The sequence below is a fragment of the Candidatus Finniella inopinata genome, assembly GCF_004210305.1.
Classification (GTDB): Bacteria; Pseudomonadota; Alphaproteobacteria; order Paracaedibacterales; family CAIULA01; genus Finniella; species Finniella inopinata_A.
The window spans coordinates 11956-33075 of sequence record NZ_SCFB01000011.1 but is presented as its reverse complement, the minus strand read 5'-3'; the positions used below and the strand labels follow the sequence as shown (position 1 = coordinate 33075).

Annotated in this window: 22 protein-coding genes and 1 pseudogene; 14 read left to right on the top strand and 9 right to left on the bottom strand. The window is 41.9% G+C overall.

The annotated features are described in order from the left end of the window. Nucleotides 1-266: 266 nt before the first annotated feature. Nucleotides 267-869: a recombinase family protein gene (locus EQU50_RS07030; RefSeq protein ID WP_130154420.1), complete on the top strand. Its 603-nt coding sequence runs from the start codon at nucleotides 267-269 to the stop codon at nucleotides 867-869. A 117-nt stretch (nucleotides 870-986) separates the two neighbouring features. On the opposite strand, the gene EQU50_RS07025 is transcribed toward EQU50_RS07030, so the two are convergent. Then, nucleotides 987-1271, bottom strand: a complete 285-nt coding sequence (locus EQU50_RS07025; protein ID WP_130154419.1) for an HU family DNA-binding protein — start codon at nucleotides 1269-1271, stop codon at nucleotides 987-989. A 412-nt stretch (nucleotides 1272-1683) separates the two neighbouring features. Here EQU50_RS07025 and EQU50_RS07020 point away from each other — a divergent pair, with 412 nt between their 5' ends. Further along, nucleotides 1684-1884, top strand: a complete 201-nt coding sequence (locus EQU50_RS07020; RefSeq protein ID WP_130154418.1) for a hypothetical protein — start codon at nucleotides 1684-1686, stop codon at nucleotides 1882-1884. 287 nt (nucleotides 1885-2171) lie between these two features. Here the strand turns inward: EQU50_RS07020 and EQU50_RS07015 are convergent, their stop codons facing one another. After that, nucleotides 2172-2585 (bottom strand): hypothetical protein, encoded by a 414-nt coding sequence (locus EQU50_RS07015; RefSeq protein WP_130154417.1) that lies wholly within the window; start codon nucleotides 2583-2585, stop codon nucleotides 2172-2174. A 474-nt stretch (nucleotides 2586-3059) separates the two neighbouring features. Between EQU50_RS07015 and EQU50_RS07010 the strand changes: the two genes are divergently transcribed. Then, complete coding sequence (locus EQU50_RS07010; RefSeq protein WP_130154416.1) at nucleotides 3060-3446, top strand: transposase; 387 nt, start codon at nucleotides 3060-3062, stop codon at nucleotides 3444-3446. A 116-nt stretch (nucleotides 3447-3562) separates the two neighbouring features. On the opposite strand, the gene EQU50_RS07005 is transcribed toward EQU50_RS07010, so the two are convergent. Both EQU50_RS07005 and traA read right to left on the bottom strand, forming a co-directional pair. Beyond that, on the bottom strand, nucleotides 3563-3808 hold the full coding sequence (locus tag EQU50_RS07005) for a DUF2312 domain-containing protein (RefSeq protein ID WP_130154415.1): 246 nt from the start codon (nucleotides 3806-3808) through the stop codon (nucleotides 3563-3565). A gap of 177 nt (nucleotides 3809-3985) precedes the next feature. Further along, nucleotides 3986-7600 carry a Ti-type conjugative transfer relaxase TraA gene (gene traA, locus EQU50_RS07000; protein ID WP_165380384.1) on the bottom strand — a complete coding sequence of 1205 codons (3615 nt, stop codon included), beginning with the start codon at nucleotides 7598-7600 and terminating at the stop codon, nucleotides 3986-3988. Nucleotides 7601-7860: 260 nt separating this feature from the next. Between traA and EQU50_RS06995 the strand changes: the two genes are divergently transcribed. The 3 genes from EQU50_RS06995 (at nucleotide 7861) to EQU50_RS06985 (ending at nucleotide 10760) form a co-directional block, all read left to right on the top strand. Further along, on the top strand, nucleotides 7861-8199 hold the full coding sequence (locus EQU50_RS06995; protein ID WP_130154413.1) for a hypothetical protein: 339 nt from the start codon (nucleotides 7861-7863) through the stop codon (nucleotides 8197-8199). A gap of 52 nt (nucleotides 8200-8251) precedes the next feature. Continuing rightward, nucleotides 8252-8458 (top strand): conjugal transfer protein TraD, encoded by a 207-nt coding sequence (traD, locus tag EQU50_RS06990; protein ID WP_130154412.1) that lies wholly within the window; start codon nucleotides 8252-8254, stop codon nucleotides 8456-8458. Between the two features lie 325 nt (nucleotides 8459-8783). Then, nucleotides 8784-10760 (top strand): type IV secretory system conjugative DNA transfer family protein, encoded by a 1977-nt coding sequence (locus EQU50_RS06985; RefSeq protein WP_130154411.1) that lies wholly within the window; start codon nucleotides 8784-8786, stop codon nucleotides 10758-10760. Between the two features lie 14 nt (nucleotides 10761-10774). On the opposite strand, the gene EQU50_RS06980 is transcribed toward EQU50_RS06985, so the two are convergent. From EQU50_RS06980 to EQU50_RS06965, 4 genes are all read right to left on the bottom strand, one after another. Beyond that, complete coding sequence (locus EQU50_RS06980; protein ID WP_130154410.1) at nucleotides 10775-10987, bottom strand: helix-turn-helix domain-containing protein; 213 nt, start codon at nucleotides 10985-10987, stop codon at nucleotides 10775-10777. Next, nucleotides 10984-12213 (bottom strand): DnaA N-terminal domain-containing protein, encoded by a 1230-nt coding sequence (locus EQU50_RS06975; RefSeq protein WP_130154409.1) that lies wholly within the window; start codon nucleotides 12211-12213, stop codon nucleotides 10984-10986. The genes EQU50_RS06980 and EQU50_RS06975 overlap by 4 nt, the downstream gene beginning before the upstream one ends. A gap of 194 nt (nucleotides 12214-12407) precedes the next feature. Next, nucleotides 12408-12743, bottom strand: coding sequence for a hypothetical protein (locus tag EQU50_RS06970; protein ID WP_130154408.1), 336 nt, complete (start codon nucleotides 12741-12743; stop codon nucleotides 12408-12410). Beyond that, nucleotides 12740-12976: a transcriptional regulator gene (locus EQU50_RS06965; RefSeq protein WP_130154407.1), complete on the bottom strand. Its 237-nt coding sequence runs from the start codon at nucleotides 12974-12976 to the stop codon at nucleotides 12740-12742. The genes EQU50_RS06970 and EQU50_RS06965 overlap by 4 nt, the downstream gene beginning before the upstream one ends. Before the next feature lie 241 nt (nucleotides 12977-13217). On the opposite strand from EQU50_RS06965, the gene EQU50_RS06960 reads away from it, so the two are divergent. The 8 genes and pseudogenes from EQU50_RS06960 (at nucleotide 13218) to istB (ending at nucleotide 19924) form a co-directional block, all read left to right on the top strand. Further along, complete coding sequence (locus EQU50_RS06960; protein ID WP_130154406.1) at nucleotides 13218-13742, top strand: pentapeptide repeat-containing protein; 525 nt, start codon at nucleotides 13218-13220, stop codon at nucleotides 13740-13742. Between the two features lie 235 nt (nucleotides 13743-13977). Further along, nucleotides 13978-14112, top strand: a pseudogene (locus EQU50_RS08670) (single-stranded DNA-binding protein); the annotation flags it as partial. Nucleotides 14113-14446: 334 nt separating this feature from the next. After that, complete coding sequence (locus EQU50_RS06950; protein ID WP_130154405.1) at nucleotides 14447-15082, top strand: nucleotide-binding protein; 636 nt, start codon at nucleotides 14447-14449, stop codon at nucleotides 15080-15082. Further along, nucleotides 15079-15402: a hypothetical protein gene (locus EQU50_RS06945; RefSeq protein WP_130154404.1), complete on the top strand. Its 324-nt coding sequence runs from the start codon at nucleotides 15079-15081 to the stop codon at nucleotides 15400-15402. The genes EQU50_RS06950 and EQU50_RS06945 overlap by 4 nt, the downstream gene beginning before the upstream one ends. Nucleotides 15403-16252: 850 nt before the next feature. Beyond that, nucleotides 16253-17032, top strand: a complete 780-nt coding sequence (locus tag EQU50_RS06940; RefSeq protein ID WP_130154403.1) for a hypothetical protein — start codon at nucleotides 16253-16255, stop codon at nucleotides 17030-17032. Between the two features lie 178 nt (nucleotides 17033-17210). Next, the gene (locus EQU50_RS06935) at nucleotides 17211-17390 is read left to right on the top strand and encodes a ParB N-terminal domain-containing protein (RefSeq protein WP_130154402.1); all 180 of its coding nucleotides are present in this window, start codon (nucleotides 17211-17213) and stop codon (nucleotides 17388-17390) included. 161 nt (nucleotides 17391-17551) lie between these two features. Next, nucleotides 17552-19081 carry an IS21 family transposase gene (gene istA / locus EQU50_RS06930; protein ID WP_420886594.1) on the top strand — a complete coding sequence of 510 codons (1530 nt, stop codon included), beginning with the start codon at nucleotides 17552-17554 and terminating at the stop codon, nucleotides 19079-19081. A gap of 21 nt (nucleotides 19082-19102) precedes the next feature. After that, nucleotides 19103-19924 (top strand): IS21-like element helper ATPase IstB, encoded by an 822-nt coding sequence (gene istB, locus EQU50_RS06925; protein ID WP_130153461.1) that lies wholly within the window; start codon nucleotides 19103-19105, stop codon nucleotides 19922-19924. Here istB and EQU50_RS06920 read toward each other — a convergent pair. Then, nucleotides 19840-21024 carry a Fic family protein gene (locus EQU50_RS06920; RefSeq protein WP_130154401.1) on the bottom strand — a complete coding sequence of 395 codons (1185 nt, stop codon included), beginning with the start codon at nucleotides 21022-21024 and terminating at the stop codon, nucleotides 19840-19842. The genes istB and EQU50_RS06920 overlap by 85 nt on opposite strands. Nucleotides 21025-21120: the final 96 nt, after the last annotated feature.

The window sequence follows — 21120 nt, the reverse complement described above, 5'->3', positions numbered from 1 at the left end:
TGGTTGAAAAAGGCCTTTTGAATAAGAAGGGAGAATTAAAAGGAACTCGTTACTCTTTAAATATGAACTTTGCCTGACAATAAATTATCAAAGTTTTTATAATGGAGACCAAAATCAGAGGGTTTCAGCAGATTAATATCAAACCACAAGATATAGTAGGATCACTAAGGTATAGTATTTTACCCCTTTTTTATCCCCCCAGCTTGACGTGTGTAAATTCATGTGTAATAGTGTCTATGTAATAACTTCTAAGGTGATTCTATACCATGGCCGTCATTGGATACGCTCGTGTCAGCAGCAGTGGACAAAAACTCGACATCCAATTAGGAAAACTCACTAGCCACGGTTGTGACCGCATCTACCAAGAAAAACAAAGCGGCCTTAACTCCCAGCGACCTCAGCTGATGGCCTGTCTGGATTATATCCGAGAAGGCGATACCCTCATGGTCACCAAGCTTGACCGATTGGCTCGATCAACCCTCGACCTTTGCACCATCGCTGAACGTTTAAAAACTAAAAAGGTCATTTTCAAAGTCCTGGATCAAGATATCGACACCTCCGGCTCGTCCGGTCGATTGCTCTTCCACATGCTCAGTGCCATTGCCCAATTCGAAACAGAAATCCGCAAAGAAAGACAAACGGAGGGCATTAAAAAAGCCAAAGAAAAAGGTGTTCTTTTTGGTCGACTCAACCTGTTAACGGAAAAACAAGCAGAAGAGCTTGTTCAAAAACGACAAGAAGGGGTTTTGATCAAAGACCTCATGGCAGAATACAAACTCACAAAAAAAACCATCTATAACTATCTTGAACGCAGCCGGCAGAAAGACGCCTTGGACCAATCTCAATCCTTTTTACAAGAGCAGGCTTGATAATGCCTATTTTTTTAGGCAATGCGATCATAAACGCATTCTCCTCGTTGAACTTGCAACTATTGTTGTCCAACCATCAACCAAATCACCAAAGTTCATAGGAAAAATTCAAAAGACTTATCCACCATTCAACGTGTCTTTAAGTTCTTTTCCACCCTTAAAGGTCGCTCGATTACTGGCTTTTATCTGCATCGTCTCACCCGTACCAGGGTTTCGACCTTCTCTGGCCGGCAGCTTTTGTATGGAAAATGTACCCAACCCAATTAAACGCACGTCCTCACCCGTTTTAAGGGAATCACGAATCCAGGCTATGACCTCTTCGACGGCTTTGCCAGGCTTATCTTGAGTGAGGTCAGTAACTTTTGCTAAATGAGAAACCAATTCTTTTTTACCAAGGGCCATATCGAATCTTTCGTTGAGTCAATTTATGCCCTGCAGAATAGTAAAACCACCAGGAAAGTCAACAGATTTTCTAGGGATACCAAGGCTCGGAAGAGGATAGGGAAGAACAGATGAGTTATTTTTAGGAAATTCTAGTTGTCGCCCCACAGGCCCTATAGTTTTGCTGTTTTGAAGGCTAATTATACAAGCTTCTTAAGATCTTGTGTAATTGCGTCGGGTGGTAAGCATATTTGCAACAATTCTTGATTTTCGTAACGGATTTCCCTTATACTTAAACCATAACCCACATCTGCAAGAAGTACACAAACCTTAAGCCGTCTCCGGTTTAAGGAGAGCCCTGTTTTTTTTCTGCGTACTCAACCCAACAGAGAGGTTCTTAACCCATAACATAGAGAAAGTAAGAGTTCTGCGTATGCCTACCCTACCCCATGATATCGATCAGGGTATCCCCTTTAATTTCAGTCAACCGTGCCCTTGTGGCAATTCTTCAACCCTCAATGCTCTGGCCTGTTTTTTACATGCTGATGGTCGCCAAGAGCAAACTTCCAGGAACATCTGGCTTGTCCTTCTGATCGGTCTTTGCCTGTACCTAAGCTGGACACTGATCTGTTAAAAATGTTCCATCAATCTTGGATTGAGATATTGTTTTGAGGGGGGAATTGACCCTATACTTTCGGAGGTGGGAGAAACCTCTTTCCTCTCTCACCACAACCCCCTAATGGAATTTGCTGCATGGAAGAAATCCCCCTTGTCTTATCCAAAGCCTTTGATTCTTCGACGAATGAACCAGAAAGATTGGGCGGCAAGGCTCATTTGAGGGTCCGATTAGCTTCGGACATGGATGAGGCGTTTCTGCAAAGGCTCAACAAGGTCTGCTCATCTATCCTGACAGAAAATCCCTCATCGCGACTCTTGAAATAATAAAGGAACCTGCTTGCGAGCAGCGTCAATCACTTCGGTAAAATAAAACTCCATTTTTTGGTGATACGCTTCGCCGATAGAAGCATGCAAATTTAAGATCCGCAGCCAAGACCCAAAGAGAACATTGGATACAATTTCAGGATGAACGGATTGCTTTAAAAGGTTAGAGGTGACGGTATGGATGCGTGTATTGATGGCTTCTGTGTGAGTTATTAATTCACGATGGGACAAAGAATCATTAAAAGCTCCCTCTAAAAAGTTCGCTTTTAATTGGTCAACTGTTTTGCCTAAAATTTTCATGTCATGGGTTGGTGTATGATCGAGCAAATGATCAACTGTTTCCTTATGACCCCAATGATTCTCTCCAGCGATTTCTCTAACGGCGAAGACCATTCGGCAACCTGTCTTTCACTAACCCTTCGAAGAGGGGCCTCCAGCATTAGCCAGAAATAAAACAGGCTTAAGAAAACGACCTTAACGGGCCTATGCTCCCTGATCAGGTCTTGAACGGTTTTTTCAAGTTCAGCCATGGTAAGAACTGCTTGTTTTTCGTGGTTTGTGAGGGCTTCGGGTTCTTGAGCTTTTATCCTTTGGGAAAGTTTGGTGAGTTGATCGAGTGTATCCTCAAGACGCATATCTGAATCTCTTGTAGAATCTCTTGTATAGGGGTTGCCCCTCACTTTAACTCATTCAAGAGAAATTGGGATCCCTTAAGTTCAAAACCCTACAGACTGGGAGAGCCACTGGGGCCGGTTTTGAGATAACCAGGGGTCTTATTGCAAGAAGCCCCCCTCATCTTTTAATGATGCGTTGAGCCAGAAGTGTTTTATGATGCAGCCATGCAGAACTCAACAAATGGCCTAAAGTATGTCTAAAATAAACCATCAAAAAAGAGTCCGAAAGACAAGGTCTGTTTTTTCAAAAGAGCAGCAACTTGCTTTTATCAAAGAGTGTCAGGCAACTTCCCTCACAGTAGAAGCGTATGCCAAAGAGAATAAGCTTGCGGCATCCACCTTGTACCGTTGGGCTGATCTTTCTGGGGTTTCTTTGAAGTCTGGGAAAAAGAACAGAACCAATAGGGAAAAAGATCCTATAATCCCAATCAAACCAGAGCTCAAGGAACAAGTTAAAGCTGATGAGACCCACCAACTTCTTAAGCCTCAGATGAGCTATGTTATTCAAGAATTTTTAACGATTATTAAGGACATGGCCAAAGGGCTTATCCGTCGGATTACTGGCAAAAATCGTTCCTAACCTTTGCTGTTTCTGAGAAGGTGACGAGTACAAATCGTCCAAAATGTGCTGAATAATCAAACACAGGATCAACTAAGGTCAGAGAGCCGCCAAACCCTGCGTTTTAGAAAAAACGATTAATCACCCAGAGCTTGTCTATAAAGACCTAAAAGCTCTTCTTGCTCGACGAGTTCGTCTTTTTTCATACGCCGAATCTTAATGAGTTGGCGCATGACTTTCACATCAAAACCCTCCGACTTAGCCTCACCAAAAACTTCACGAATCACCTCGGTTAGTTCAGCCTTGTCTTGTTCTAAACGTTCTATCTTTTCAATAAAATTCCGTAATTGTTGGGCGGAAATGCCACCTTGCGATGCGTTCATGATCTTTTCTTCTGAGTGTTGATCAATTTGGTTAGAACATAATCATTCCACCTCTAAAATTCAACCCGTTTTTGGTGCTATCTTCAGAAGCTGCCCAGGAATATAAAAAACGCATTAAAATGTCTTAATGGTTTACCAGTAGCTTTTTTGTAGACCTTTTCCAACACGTAACAGATTTTACCGTGGCCACATCCCCATTCCTCTTCCCATGCCCCTCCCCTTCCCAAAACCAAGACTCCGTTCTCTGACCTTTTCTGGGGATTGACTGATGCTGTAATCTGATGCTTGCCGTTCAATCCTGGACCCAAGACCGAGGTTGTTAACTTTCTTCATCAAGTCAGGATCCTTAGAAATATGAAAGCTTACCTCGCGGGAAAGTTTCATGAGGGATTCTTCCTGCTTCGATTCAGCGGGTGTTATTTTTAAAGGATAAGGAAAAGAGTCGATCTTTTCATCAAGCTGCATAAAGACTGCAACCAAATCGTGTTCGGAATGAATGGCCATTTTCTCAGACACCTTCTGTAAAATTGACTCGTGGCGATGACGGGAAGGTTGAGCGGCAGAGGGAACCCAATCTTGGGGAGTTGGAATACCAAGATCCAATTCTGTGTAAGGTTTGTAAGAACTCACATGCTCGAAGAGATGCGACTTGCTTTTAAAGGATGCTGTGTTGGCATAAATATGAGCTTCATTGGTGTGACGAGATAGCCCAGCATACAGGGCGTGGGGATGCATCCTTCTATCGACATAAAGAAATGTTCGGGCGATCTTAGAATCCGCGGCATGTTCCACCGTGATGGCATACCCATAATCAAAGGCACGATACGACGAGAGGGGGACAACAACGTCTTGAAGGTTTTGCAATTCAACCTTGAGGTTTTCTGTATCAATCTTTTGAATAACCCCAAACTGACCGGCCTTAACCCCAATTGTTTCATCGTCTTTCAAAAAGACAATCTGTTCACCCACAGCAAACGCTTTCTCTTCCCGACCAATAAATCCAACGACCTTTAATAAATGGTCGGTTCCATAAAGCCTCTCTGATTTCCTGGCAGCAATACGAACGCTGTCATTCATGAGCCGCGCCCCTTGAGTGGTTTGAGTTAAAATAACGCCATCTAAAGCCTCTTCGCGAAGCCTGGTCCCCATCCGAGTGACATAGTCCTCAACCAGCTTGTCTTGTGACTTCTCTACCCAATGAAGACACCCTTTCTCATCATAGATTTCTAAAGCGTCACGGGTATTCTTGGCTTGTAAATGGCTTGTGGCCTCCCTGTGCCACTGGTGAAACTGGTACGGAGTTGTTCGAAGAGGCTCAAAGGGCTCCAGCGATTGTTCTGGCTCAGGAAATAGAGGGGACATCACCTCAACCGTTTCAACCGGGGAATAGCTTTGCTCTACAGAAATCTCGGGCTGTAAACCCACGGGTTCTAAACGATAGTCAAAGACATTCTCCTTGGGATTATCGCGGCTAAGAGCTCTAAACAAGTGCTCCTCATGCTTAAAGTCAGTCTTGTCCGCGTAGATATGAACCTCTTGGCTATGTCGAGACAGACCCACATAGGTTAAATGCCGATCCATGCCCCCACTCGCATACAGGAAGGTCCTTTCAACGGTATCTCCCTGGGATTTATGAAGGGTCGTCGCATACCCATGATCAAAGGAACTGTAAAGACTGAGATCAAATCTAAGAACCCGCCTATCTTGTAACTCAACCTGCAGCATCCCCTCATCAATCTTTTGAATCACCCCAAACTGACCATTCTTGACGCCAATACCATAATCATTCCGCAAAAAGACAATTTGATCACCCCTCGCAAAGGATTTGGTTTGCCAGGTGATTTTGGGGGGAAGAGGGTCACTGGGGGGAACAAGATGATCATCAGTGTTATAGCGAGAAACCGTCAACAGATGGTCCTCCCCCAAAAGACGACTGGATTCCCTCGCAACCTGACGGGCTCGTTCGTTCAGGTCTTTTACATCTCGGTTGGTATGAGCCAAGATAACACAGTCTAAAGCCTCTTCCCGCAGCTTCGTTGCCATCTGAGCCGCATAGGCCGTGATCAATTGTTCCTTGGCATCTGCCACCAAATGAACACAACCCTTTTCGGCATAGGCTTTTAAAGCCAGACCCGTTTGTTTGGTCGCCAACTGCGCTGTAGCTTCTCGCTGCCACGCAGTTCCTTGCCGTTGAATGGTATTGATTTCGACAAAACCCGCTTTATCCATAAGGGTGCGAAGACCACACCCCGCTTCAATCGGAGATAATTGTTCCGGATCCCCAATCAACACAACTTTAAACCCGTGCTGAAGAGATTGTCGAAGAAGCGCCTGTAACCGCCTCGAATCAACCATCCCTGCTTCATCGACAACAAGGATATCACCCTCCCCTATCGTCTCCCTCACCATGCTCCATTCATACTGCCACTTATGAAGGGTCTTCGATGCAATCCCAATCCCCTCTAAGTTATCAGCCGCTTTCCCCGTAGGAGCCGCCCCCAGTACCCGATACCCTTCATTCTCCCAAATCTGCTTAGCGACCTTCAAACACGTGGATTTGCCAGCCCCCGCATATCCAACCACAACCTTCAACTGGCCCGCATCCGTCATATGGTAAATAGCCCGAACCTGATCAGAGGATAAACACCGGCCCATCTGTTCATTCATCCCTTGAATCACAGAAGATTGGGTCACAGAAGCAACCCCAGAACTCTCCTTCTCCTTTAACATATGAGACTGCTTCATAAGGGAACGCTCTAAGGCAATCATACCCTTCGTTGTCAATTTCTGCGGATCAACCGACGCAACCCCAACCCGATCATAGACCTTGACCAACTGAGAAGAAGCCTCAACCCGTCCCAACAGGATTTGAAATTCTTCCACATCATCCACATAGCGATTCAAAACCCGGGCAATATCTTGGCGCGTAAAAACAGACTTCTGCCGGGTGATATAATCCAACACCAAACCGGGATCCTTGATAATCAATTTCTTGTTCGCTTGTTTTACCCTCTCCAGGTCTTCCAAACGACTGACAGAAATCCCTCGGCTATGCATCTCTTCGGGACCTTTACCAAGCTTCGGTTGGGGATCAAACTCAATCCCTTGAGCCTCATAAGACCGATGGTCAATCCGAATATCTAACCCCGCTTTTTCCAAATGTTTATTCGCAAAGAGTTCCCAACTTTGTCGAATCTCCTGAACGAGCTTCTTATCATTCCAAGATCTATCTTTCTCGCCGAAACAAATACCTTTGTAAATTAAGAAATCATTCTGACCTTCCCTGCCCTCTACACCCATGGAGACAGTTGGATCTTCTTTCAACACCCTGGTCGTCAACATCACATGAACATGCGGTTTTTCAATACCGTCTTTTTCATCAAAATGGTTATGAACACACCAGTCAGCAATCATTCCTTTTGATGTAAACGTTTCTTGAATAAACGATCTTGCTAAGTCCAACCTCTTTTCCTTATTCATCTCATGCGGCAGAGAAAACTCCACCTCTTTAGAAAGTCGTGCATCCTTCCTTTTTTCAATAACCTCAACAGCATTCCATAATTTCTGAGAAGCCTCATGGGCATCCATCTTCGTTAAACATTTTGCCCATTCGGGAGCATTTTCTGGAACGCTGACCTCACAATGTTCGACATCCTTCTTTTTACCATAGTAAAAAGTTTCCCCAACACTTTCGCAGGTAAAGTTTTTTCCATGACGATACGCGGCACTCTTTACGGCATTTCTGCCATCTGCACGGGAGATATTTTTGATAGTTAAATGATACTGTGCCATGCTCATTACTCTATACCAAACATTCCGAAAAAACAAGAGACGTTGCTTGCAACGTGTAAGCGCGCATATCAAAATTCTTTCGAATTCGATATGACCTCTAAGCCACCGATGATCAAAAGAATTTTGATCCAAAAAAACATCTTGTCTGGTTTAAAAGATTTTAGTACAGTCACAACATGATCAGACACAAAAGCATCAAAACTAAATTCCGTAAAGATTTTAACTAAATATAAGAACAAGAGAACGACGAGACAAAACCTATGGCACCTTCTATCAAACTTCAAGACATAGACCAAAAGATTAAAGACCTCCAGGACAGGAAAAAACTTCTCGAGCAAAAACAGATAAACGACCTCGCCAAACTTATCAAAAAAACAGAGGCCCATATTCTCCAACCAGAAGTTCTGATTGGGTCCATACTCGAAACCATCGAGATCCATCAACAATCTGAAGATTCCGAAACCCATCAAGAAAAAATCAACTACTGGGAGAAAAAAGGAAAAGACCTTTTGGACATAACCAAAAAAAGTAAAGGAGTTGGAAAAAATACAGACCCCTCGTTTCCTCAATCTGATCAAACAACAAAAGCAGATTCTTAAAAATTGGCAATATCTGAATAGACTCACACTCCAGAGAAATAGAATCGTAACGATGGAAAAAAATGCACGAACAAGAACCCTCATCCAACTCGGCGGCCTGTTAGTTAAATCTGGCCTCGTCGACTATGTCGGTATACCGATCGAAGTTGATTTAGAAAATAGTCCAGAGCACAAAGATAAAGCTTACGAACTTCTCAAAATCTTGGATCGGTCACTCAAACGCGAAACAAGGATAACGTCTTTGAAAAAAGGAACATAACCCACTAAACGGGTCAGAATTTAAAAAAAAATGCTAAAAAAACATATGAGTAGAAAAAAGAGAAAGCTCAAAAAAATCATCAGAAAGATCTGGAATATTTTCTTCTTTTGGAAAGACTGAAAAACCACGTAGATAGCAAGAGGATTTTGGTCAAAACGCTCATCTATCAATATACAAAAAAGCAAAAAGAATTTTTTCCAAGAACGACAACCATAAAAAGAAGATATTCCCCTTGAACCCCTTTTTTTCAATAAAGCAAATTGACAATACCAATAAATTCAGAAAACAATGGCTTCACCAGCCCTTCTCCTTTGGTTAAAAGCACATGAATGTCGTTGAAACCTTCCATGACTTAAGAGCTTCTCTTCCCTCCGAAACTAAACGGAGCATTCTCAACCCCGTTTCTTTAAAATGGCGTTTTTCATTTAAAGATACCTTTCTTACGGGTCTCGTCTTGTGGTTGATTCTATGGCTAAGTTTTTGGTATATCTTCACCGCTTTGGGCGTTCAACATCCTGGTGACAGAGGGGCAGACATAGGATCCTTGGGGATGTTTTGTTTTTGGTTATGGCCTTTTCTGTCCTTAATAAAAATGGGGTTGAAGCTCTTTAAACCACGATGGGAAATTTGGAATCGTTATTCAAAACCGCAACAATTTGTGGCTTGCCTCGCTTTGGTGGCTGTCGTCGGCAATTTGGTTGATTCCAGTTACACTTTTCTGCAACCTTACCTGAAACGGTATCAGATCCTTCAAGAAAACAAAAAAACCCCTCCCCTTCGAAAATCTTCCAAAAAACACAGGGCTTCTCCTCCCCCCTCTTTTTGTGCTCTTTACTTGGGAAATAGGCTATTTGCTTGGCCTGTTGCTTCTTTCTTCCTTTTCTGTCTCATGCTCTGGCTCTCTGTAAGAGATCCCAAGCCAAAAAAACAGTCCCTTAAAAACAGTCCTGCATCTCCCTTGCCCTTTTCCTTATGGTTAGGACAATCAACAGGGAAACTTTCTCGCCTTTGGCATCCAGCCGGCCTTTCTTCTGAACAAGAAATTGGTCTCAGCCTTGAGGACGCCGCCCAGAACATTTTAATCCTGGGAGCCATAGGATCGGGCAAAACGACACGAGGGATGAACCCCCTCCTCCTCCAACTGCTTGATCAAGATTGTGGAGGTTTAATCTTCGATATAAAAGGAGATTTTAAACAAGCCGTTTTCTATCTCGCCAACATGACAAACAGAGAGCCAACCTTAGTTGGCGTTGGTCAACAGTCTCTTAATTTATTGGCAGGGTTGTCGCCTGAAATGGCCTCTTCGTTTCTAAAATCGGCTTTCCTTTTGTCCAACACTAAAATGGATAGTTTTTGGACTGATACCGCAACAGAGCTTTTCAGAAACACGTTGGGCATTCTTTTATTTGTCCCTGAGCAGTACCATCTGAACGGCATTTATCGATACCTCTTTGATGAAACTTTTCAACAAAGAGTGTTAAAAAAAGCCATTGAAAAAAGTAAGTCCGATTTAGACGAACGGCTTTTTATAAGCTATCATCAGTATGTTCATGTTCTTTTTAATTCGTTTGACCAAAAGATACGGGATGGGGTTATGGCGAGCATGATGCAAATTCTCTCCCCTTTTCAACATCCAAGCTTAGTTGATGCTTTTTGTTCTCCTCAATCGGTCCAAACACACCCGATGGAAGCGGTTCTGGACGGCGCTCTCTATGTGGTGGATCTGCCGCTTGCTCAGTGGGGCTTAGGGGGTAAAATTGTCTACACTTTGATTAAATTACGGTTCTTTAATGTCATGCAACAAAGAGCCATCCAACCTAACTGGAACCAAACCAGACCTGTCTTTTTTATGTGCGATGAATATCAAGAAATTGTAAGCGCCAATAAAGACGGCCTGAGTGACCTTAACTTTTGGGACAAATCCAGAAGCAGTAAAACCATCGGCATCCTCTCCGCTCAATCTGTCAGTAGCTTTTATGCAGCTATTGGTGATCGGGACCTTGTTCATGCTTTGTTACAAAACTTCCGACAAAAGTTGGTCTTTCGTGTCGAAGATGATTGGACGATTGGTTACTGCAACCGCTTGTTAGGCCAAGTCGAAACACAGAGGCTTGTTCATAGTTCAAGCTCTGGAGAGCGTGGCTCCCGTTCTTCCACCCAATCCATTCACTATCAGCAAAAAGACCTCATTGATGGGCAGCTCTTCCGACAAATGAATCCTGACCAAGTTCTGTCACTTCTTTCCGTACCAGGAAAAGCCGCTGATGACATCTTAACAGTTAAACCCATCTTTGTGTCTTAGACACTTTTCCTAGATCAGGTATCTATTATCCCATTCAACCGTTTGGTTTTAAATTTCAACAACAACCGACACGCCGTCGCATGGTCTGGGGATATTTTTACAAGGCCATAGGCATAGTTCTCAATCGTGGAAAGACTGACTCCCAGCAACTCAGCGGCTTCCTCGTAGGAAATATCCATTTTGTCGATCCAATAACAAAAATGGTCGTGGGTAAATGTGTTGATCATGCCAAGCTCCCTCCCCTTAACCCTTCCGTTCCTTGTTCCCCATAGGAGGCAAACTCAAAAGCTTTTTTCATCTGGGTTCCATAGTGCGTGACCACGTACTCCCTGGCAAATCCACTGCTGATGAAAAAGTCCAACTCCCCGTTCTTCAAGCCCTTCGCCACGAAGCCTGTGGTGTGGAACCAGGCTTGATAGGTCACATCCCCTAAAGCCTTGTAAAGCCTTGTCTTCACCGCCTTGTCCAAAGGCGTCTGAGCGGATTCCAAAACGTCACATAAAGTTAACGGGGGTAAGGGCGCCAATTCTGATCGTCTTCCCATTTCATTCTCCTCTTGAGGGGTTGGGGGGGTTGGTTCCGTAAGCGGAGCATAAACCTGGAAAAAGCCTTTGTTTTCCCAAGAATCCTCAATCATTTTTTCCGACAGGATCGAGCCGATGCTGCATCGAAACAGGTCCCCACTCCTCATGGCTTTCTTTCCCATCAAGAAGGCATTGGCTGCCCATTTGGCACAGTACTCTCGAAACCGGTCCAGACCCCCCTTCCCTGCCCCAAAATGCGTTCGCATCCGTTTGATAATCGTGTTTTTGAAGATCGGTTGGAAAATGTCTAGAGGTTTATCCAGTTGGGTGTTGATGAGGTCTAAAACCTTGAAGGCCTCTTCCTCAATTGAAAAAGCAGGTTCTTGCTCTGTAATCGATACCTCTACAGCCAAGGGCTGTTCTTTTTCAACCAGAGGTTGAAGGGGGTCACGCGCGCTTGCGCGGTTTAAACCTGTATCTGAAGTATTCTCTGTAGTGATCTGGTCACCATGACCAGACCATCTGGTCATTTTTTTGTCTGTTGGTTTTTTTTCCTCTTGAGAGGGAAAAGAGTCGAGGAACGAGAAGAGCTTCTCATATATAATCGTGTACCACTTCGTTCGATTCCCTTTAAAAGCATGAAGCGATTCTGAAATCAAGATTCCCATCTTTTCGAGGTTTCGAATGGCCCTGAAGATGGTTTTTTCAGAATACATATGAATCTCCTCAGCCCACGCCTTGTAGGAATTGTAAATCCATCGTTTGCCTTGGTGAATTTTTCCAATCGACTCGTTCTTGGAGTTGATCCAGTAATGGATGGACTGCAAGACAAGAGCCTCTACCCTTCCTATCTTGTCAGCCAGCTCTGGTTGGTACAAAAGACAGGAACTCTCACTCAACAATAGACGCGATTGTCCCATATCGGACATAATTCTAGCTCCACTATAAAAAAGTGTTGACGTTCCGCCTGCTCACCCTATATAGTGGTGTTAACGAGGAGGAAGCGTTTGTGTTAACGAACGTTTTCTTCTTAGGCTTTTTCTTTTTTCTACATTTCACATCTCCCTGTTTTTTCTAAAATTCGCAATTTCCACATTTTTTAAAATAAAAAAATTCCGGCCTATTACTTTGTTTTTTTGAGTGGATTCCCTCTACCCAATTGACTCCTAATGACGAGCATTTCGAATAAACGATCGAACTTTTGGTCTATCTTTTCAAACTTCTGGTCAACTCTTTCGAATTTCTGCTCAAGCTTTTGCTCCATGTGCATAAACCTTTGTTCCATTTTATTGTCAAGAGCCTGTACTTCTTTTCTCAACTCATCAACACGCGTTTCTGATTTAGCCTCTGTCTTATCTATTCTTGAAGAAAGCCTAAAATACAAAATGGTAAGGCCCGTCAGAATGGGGCTGCAAATTTCCAAAATCAAAACTATTTTTCCTAACAATTCATCGTTCATTTTAATTCATCCCATGGGTAATCTGGCAATATATCCTTGGCTTTTACTTTTCCATCTGTAGCCTTTTCTATTTTTTGACAGTTTGTTGTTGAAACAGAAGACCTCCCGTTTTTCCAAGTCAGAACGGTATGGTAAGAAACGTTTAGTTTTTTTGCGAGAGCCGTTGCTCCTCCAACCAGATCTATGGCTTTTTGGATGAATTCGTGATTGCATCTATTTATATTTGACGCCATTTTTTCTTTCCTTACTCTTTAATCGCTGAAGGTTAATTGCCCGTAGCTTGCTGCGTTCTAAACAAACAATATGTTTTCCTCTCAGTGATACCCCCCCCTTGGGGCAGGGTGATTTATTACAAAAAATCATACATTCTTTTTTTTATAAGTCAATAGTAGGGTTACTATTTTGTGATTGACAACTTGTAGGTGGGTTACTACTATACATCCATAGATTGTTGTTAATGCAGGAAAAAACAAAATGCCAACCCAATTAAAACCTAACCTTCCATACCTTTTAGACAATCATCAGGAATGGCTCAGACTAGTTCACAATAATGAAAAAATCTTAACAGAAGACCAAAGAAATCTTCGAGGGGATATCAGCGGCTTAAGATTTAGCCAAGAAGATTTTTCGGACCGCGATCTTTCTTACATGAAAATGGAGAACACTCATTTTGAGGGATGTACCTTCTTTAATTCAATCTTGAAGGGTGTGTGGGCGCTGGATGTCTATTTTGATGAGTGTGAGTTTGTAGAGACAAACCTTTCCCATGCTTATGGTAAACGAGCGGAGTTTAGTGGATCTACGTTAATTCACTCTGATCTTAGCCATTCTGTTTGGCTGGATGCAGACTTTGGGCAGGCAAACTTTGCTGATGTTCTGGCAATTGGTGCCTTTTTTGAGGGAGCTACCTTTGAGGAAACGGTCATAAAAAACGCTGATTTTCGGTTTGCTCATCTTAACAAAAAAACCAGCAGGAATCGAGTCTATGAGCCGTTTTGATGGTAAAAAAAGATGACACGCAACTATTATTAACAAAACGAACAACGTATACTAACCAATCGTCCTAAGAGGATTTAATCTATGAATATGGAAAAAATAAAAATTATCCAATTAGAATTGAGACAATTCTTTGGTGAGATGGATACAACATCACCGAGCGGGGGGTGAAAATTGTGTTTGGGAAAAATTATATCAGTTGGAAAGGGCGCAGCGAGAGATTGCGTCAACTCTAGAGATTTCTGAGAAGTATCTTAAAAAGGGTTCTAAGGTCTATCTTGTGGGTCATCTTCACACCCGCAAGTGGACCGAAAATTCAGGGGTTGAAGATTATACAACGGATGTCGTGTTGCCGCGATTTCTGGGTCATTTAAAATTTAAAATTATTGGATGGACAGAAGGATTCTGATGGGAATGAAAAGTCATCGGTTTATCCAAGTGATGGCCAGACCAATATGTCGACTGTGACTCTTGCCAACAACAAATGTGGAGTTTAAAGGAGTCGTGCCTCCTTACCTCTTGGACGATGACATACCCCTTTGATCGAAGAGGTGTGAGGTAAATAGCTTGCGAGAAAAGAATTGTTCAGTAGTAAAACAAGGGGAACAGCACTAAATTGGTACCACACTGGTTTGATGTGGTATTTGTGTTGTGTCGGTGTGGCTCTTATGCTAGTTTGTGCTATAGCATTGAGAGGAACGAGTGAAATGATTTTATTAATAGGCGGAGAAAAAGGTGGTACTGGAAAATCAACCATTGCTACTAACCTTGCGGCTTATCTTTCACAAAAAGGGGAGGATGTACTAATTGTTGATAGTGACCCTCAGTCAACAGCCTCTAAATGGGTCTCTAGGAGACAAAAGAATTTTCCAAATCTTCCGGTTATTCATTGTATCCAAAAAACAGGGGATATATATGAAACGATTAACGATGTATCAAAACGCTACAAAGAGATAATTGTTGATACAGGGGGGAGAGATTCTGAAGAGCTCAGAACGGCTATGCTTGCTGCAAAAAAAATATATATACCCCTCAGAGCCTCTCAGCCAGATCTAGAGACAATTATCCATATGAACAAACTTGTTTCGGTGGCAAAAAGTATGAATCGTGCCTTAGAAACTTACGTAATTTTGTCAATTGCTCCAACAAATCCTATGATTAATGAGGTTAAAGAAGCCAAAGAACTTTTATCGAAACTTCAATCTATTGCTTTGTCCTCTTGTGTTCTACGAGATCGTAAAAGCTATAGAGATGCCATAAGCGAGGGAAGGGGGGTTGTTGAAATAGAAAGCGGCAAATCTAAAATAGAAATTAAACTTTTAGCACAGGAGATATACGGATGAAAAAAAAACATGGATTTGTGCTTGAAGAAGAAAATATCAATAGTATCCCTGAGATTACTACTCAGGAAAAAGAAACATTTCTTTTGGGAATTAATCAGCAAAGAACTCCTCAGCGCCCTGGTAAAGCATTTGATCCAAAAGCAAAGCCAACTTATGGAATTAATGTACGTCTCAATGATTATCAACTTGATCTTATAAGGAGAGTCTGTGAAAAAGAAGAGCGAAGCCAACAACAGATTATAAAGAGAATTTTAGTACCTGCTTTAGAAAATCACATTAGTGATATGGAATCATCAATACAACGGAAAGTGGGGAAATAATAATAGTGGTACCACACCAGTGTGGTTATGGTTACATCTGGAGATCTATTAAACAAAGAATACAAAAAAAACGATTTGGTAAAATGAATGGTTTTATTTGGTAGGCGTATTGCTACAAAGTTCAAAAACCCCTGTTTTATTGACATTCTGTTAAGTTAAGCTTTCAATCGTCTATTTGGCAATTTACAGGGTCAAATGTGGGGATTAAAAAGCCAGAATAGAAGGTGAGTGGCCATTCTATATAACAATGTAAAAATATTGAAAATAAAAACATAAAAATTACTAAGAAAAATTCTAAATTGTTTTTTGTCTTGGAAAGATAAAGATCTTAGGGTCTAACGTTATCGTCAGGGAAATTGCCAAAAAATTTCAGAAAAAAAACATCTACCAAAATAAAATTTTAAGAAGAATAAGTTGGAACCATATCCAAAAGTTCACATATGTGAACTTTTTAAATTTCCCTTATATTTCCTTGGATGGACCTCTTTTTTTATCATGTATTTTATCGATAAAATACCTTTGAAAAGATTGAAATTATCAAACCAGAGGAAATTCATATCCTGAAATCTCCTAAGCACGACGACGAGGTTGCAAAGTCGCTCCTTGTTGCAAAGTTGTTGAGGCTTAAACAAAAAGCTTGGATTTTATGTGACTGTCAAGGGAAGAGACCGGCTCTTGTCATCTGCAAAAAGACCAACCACGTCTTAGGTGCAAGGAAAAACAAACTCATGCACCAAACTGTGTTTTTGCAACCAAAAACATTCTGTTGAGTTTCAAAACAGAGCATCTCTTTCTACCTTCCCCTCTTAAAACTTTCTCTCTTTACACCCAAAATGAAGAATTCACCCATATGGGGAAAGAGGGAAGGGGGCTTTATCGGTCTAACTGCCGTAAATTAGGCACCGTTTTATACAGTTTTCTAACGGAAAGTCGAAGTACCATACGAAATCCCTTGCTTGAACAAAAACAGAAAAGAAAAAGTTTAAGGGAACAATTGGAGTCTATTTTGGCAGATTGCGAAACGAGAGTTATTTCTAAAAATTTATCGCTTAAAGATTATCTCCATATTTATTTAACGGAACGATCCATAAAATTTGCGAGTTACAAGCTTCTCTCTCTATCTTGGCCTAGCCATTTAAGACCCTTTTGCCTTTTCCTCCATACAGTTTCTAACTTGAATCAGAATCGTCTGCTCATAAGCTCTGGATTGAATTCACAAAATAAAATACTTTTGCCTATACAAAATGGCATCACCCTTTCTTCCTCTTGGATCAACAGAGAACAAAGTGGCCCTTATCTTGTTTTGGCGTCAGCTTTAATGGATGAAAGGAAAGAAATCTACTTTCAGGACGCCTTTGCTATCCCTGTCTTATCCAGAGATGAGTTGTTGCCTGTTGAAAGTAACTTTGAGCGATCCATTGCCAAAACCATTCTGTCGGTCGTGAGAGAGTTTCAATATCCTATTGAGATTGAAAAGCCCTTGTTCTGTCTCTACACGTCAGAAAAACAAAAGTATCGGCCTGATTTTATCCTAACGATGGCCAAAAAAGAAAAATCTTTATCGAGGTCTTGGGGAGCACCAATGATGATTACCTCTGGCATAAAAAGGCCCTTCAGGAAATGGCTTTAACAGACTGTGAGGCGTATTTAACGGTGGGACCTAAAAAAAATCCTGATGAAATCAACACCTTTGTTCATAAGCTGAGAAAAAAACTAAAAAAATTACTTTAGTTTTTTTCTAATAATTTGGCAAAAATATATTTTTTAAATTAATATGAGGCACGTGATGATCATTTAAGGAGAATACGATGCACGTTATAGAGGTTGATCCCAAAAAATGCAGACGTTGGAAGCTGGCGGACAGGTCTGGATTCGAGTTTGGCAATATTTATGCTTTGGCTGAGGACATCAAGAAAAATGGTCAGGTAGAGCCAGTTTTGGTAAGACCTTATACCCAAGTGCGTATTCCGGTTCAAATCGAACAGTGATTCTGGTTTAAATCGAATAACGATTCCAAGACGAAGCGATGGCCTTTGACCTCCTGTATCAAGGAGACCTTTGGTTATAAAACGCGTTTTATGAACGCTGTATCCTTTTTTTGTTCAACAAAACATGAAAGGAACAGCCCATGTCACGGAGTCACATATCAATGAGAAAGATCAGAGAAATCTTACGTTTACGGTACAGCTGTGGATGTAGTTACCAGGAGATAGCCAAGAGCATTGGCATTAGCGCGAGTACGGCGGTTGAAGGCGTCAAGAGGGCAAAAGCAGTTAACTTAAGCTGGCCTGTGCCCGACAATCTAGGCGACGAAGAGTTGGAGATCAAGCTGTATCCGCCTGCTCAAAAAATCAATAAAGAACAACGGGGAGAGATTGATTGCATTTATATTCATAAAGAACTCAAGTGCAAGCATGTTACGTTACAATTATTATGGAGTGAGTATAAAGAAAAGTACCCCCAAGGGATTAGCTACAGCCAGTTCTGCGACGTTTACCGAGGATGGCGTAATTCAACACTTGATGTCTGGATGCACCAGACCCACAAAGCAGGAGAGAGACTTTTTGTGGATTATGCCGGTCAAACGATGTCCGTTGTAACGGATACGTCGACAGGGGAAGTCGGTGAAGCACAGATTTTTGTAGCTGCGCTTGGTGCGTCCAGTTTTACCTACGTGGAGGCCACATGGACCCAAACGCTTGCAGACTGGATCAAGTCTCACGTGAATGCGTTTGAATATTATGGTGGCTGTCCAGAGATTGTTGTGCCAGACAATTTAAAGAGTGGGGTCCATAAGGCGCATCTTTACGAACCTGATATCAACCCAACCTATCAAGATATGGCCTCTTATTACGGCGTCGCAATTATTCCAACAAGGTCAAGAAGTCCGAAGGATAAAGCTAAAGTTGAGAATGCAGTCCAACAAGTCGAGAGACAAATTCTGGCCAAGCTTCGTAACCGTACCTTTTTTAGCTTGAGCGAGTTAAACCAAGCTATTCAGCCACTTTTGGATGTCTTAAACCGACGTCCTTTCCAAAAACTGCCAGGATCCCGTTTAAGCCACTTTCAAGACCTTGAGAAACAGGCATTAAAATCCCTTCCAACAACTCGGTATGAGTACGCCGAGTGGAAAAAAGTTAAAGCCGGCTTCAACTACCATATTGAGTTAGACAAGCATTTTTACAGTGTTCCCTATGCCTTGGCAAAGGAATCTCTCTATGTTCGCTATGGACCGACGATTGTTGAAATTTTTTGTCAGAATAAATGTGTCGCGACCCATGTCAGAAGTTATGGTGCCAACGGATATACGACAAATACTCTGCACATGCCAAAAGCTCATCAAGCACAGGTGGAATGGACACCCGAACGAATTGTTTCTTGGGCCAAGAAAACGGGGGAAGCAACGGCAAAATTGATAGAAGTCATCATGGCTTCACGCGCCCATCCTCAACAGGGGTTTCGCACGTGTCTTGGGATTTTAAGGCTCGGCAAGAGTTACGGTGAAGACCGTTTAGAGCTGGCTTGTAAAAGGGCTTTAGAGATAGGAGGCCACAGTTACAAAAATGTTGAATCTATTTTGAAGAACAAGATGGATCAACAGTCTTTATCCTCGTCCTCAGAAGTCAATAGCCTCTCTGATTCTCACGAATATATTCGTGGCCAAAAATACTTTAAATAATCTAAAAAAGGAGACCATTTCATGTTACTGAATCCAATTGTTTACAACCTTCAAAAACTTCGTCTTCATTCTATGGCAAAAGCCTTTAAAGAACAGCTGGAGCAACCAACCATAACGCAGCTGAGCTTTGAAGAACGTCTTGGCTTGTTGGTTGATACAGAAGTCATCGCCCGGGAAAACAGGCAATTACAGGCACGCTTGCGCAGTGCCAAACTACAGCAGACGGCCTGCCTTGAAGATATTGACCATTCATGTCAGCGTAACCTAGACAAATCTTTGTTGGCCACACTTTCTCAATGCCAATGGGTTGCTTCTCATCATAATATTTTGATTGTTGGGCCGTGTGGCACGGGGAAAACATTCTTGGCTTGTGCTCTGGCCCACAAGGCTTGCCTTCAAGGTTATAAAGTTCATTACTGCCGCCTCAGTCGCTTGCTTAGCGAATTGCAGCTTGGAAAGGGGGATGGGAGTTATGGAAAAAGAATGAGTGAACTTGCTAAAACGGAGGTTTTAATTTTAGATGATTTTGGATTGTCTATTCTGACAGATGAGCAACGCCGTGACTTATTGGAGGTTTTGGATGACCGACATGATAAACGCTCTACGATTGTCACCAGTCAGATTCCTGTCAAACTCTGGCACGAAACCATAGGAAATGAGACGTTAGCGGATGCTATCCTCGATAGGTTGGTTCATAATTCTTATAGGCTTGAAATTAAAGGGGAATCTATGAGAAAAGTGAGGAGTAAAGAAAAGGATCAGGAAAACACCAAACAAAAAAACATCGAGGGTCCTTTGCATGACACAACGGAAATCACAAACAATGAAGGGGTGAAAAAATGAGATAAAATCGGAGAGTTCGCTTCTCTTTGATTCGTATTCGAATTAAACCAGAATCCGCGTTCGGATAAAACCGGATTCACCGTTCGAATTAAACCGGAACGGCCATTCGGATAAAACCAGAATTGCCGTTCGAATTCGCCGGAATACGCACCTTCTCTAAACAGTCGAATAATAACCTTTTCTTGTCTGGGGTTTAATTGGCTTCGTACCTTATCAAGGATTTTTGCTTTTTTAAGGATAAAATCAAGGTGTGTTTGGGTATGAAGCTGAGCCTGGAGAATTGTGTTCGAGAAGTATAAAAGCCAATCCGTTATTTCCAACTTTTGGTTTGCTCGCTCCAAAGCATCATAGTACTCCTTCTTCCTTTGTTGAATGGTATGAGATAAGGCAATTAAGATAGGGTTTCTAATAGATTGAGAAAGAGTTTTTTCTGCGATGGTACGTCCTATCCGTCCATTTCCATCTTCAAAAGGATGAATGCAAACAAAGTAAAGATGAGCTATTGCAGCGCGAATTAAAGGACGTAAAGGAGAGACTTCTGTAGAAGATTTATTAAACCAGTAAATAAATTGATCCATTTCTTGAGGAATCTTCTGAGAAGGAGGGGCTTCAAAATATATTTTAGGTTTATGAAGTGCCACTGAAACTACTTGCATAGGTTCTAAGTGAGTTCTATATGCTCCTATCGTTAATAAATCTTGACGGCCATTTGTTAAAAGGGTGTGCCAATCAAATAATTTTTGATGGGTAAGAGGCTCAGCAAACGTTGTATAGGAATCAACTAACATTTTGGCGATACCTTGTTCAGAGGGAGGAATTTTGCGGTTATCGGTTTCAAGACCAAAATTATGTCGGATAGAAGACTGTATACTTTCACGATTAAGAAAGTCTCCCTCAATTTCTGAAGTCTTCAAAGCTTCTTGGCTCATCAGGTCAACTGTTAAGATCACTTTATCTTTTTCTGGAAGGTGCTTTATGCAACCTTTCATATAGCCAGCTTGATGGATAAATTCTTCCTCTAAAGCATGTAAGAGTTTTTCATCATAAGAAAAACGGGGCCAATTCGCTTGTTGCCAATTCCACATAATGAGTGACATCATAAGTTTTATAGCTCAAATCGTGCCATAATACGATCTATACAGCAAGGGTTTATAACTCATTCTGTATATTTATCCATGATGGCCTCTTTTCAAGGA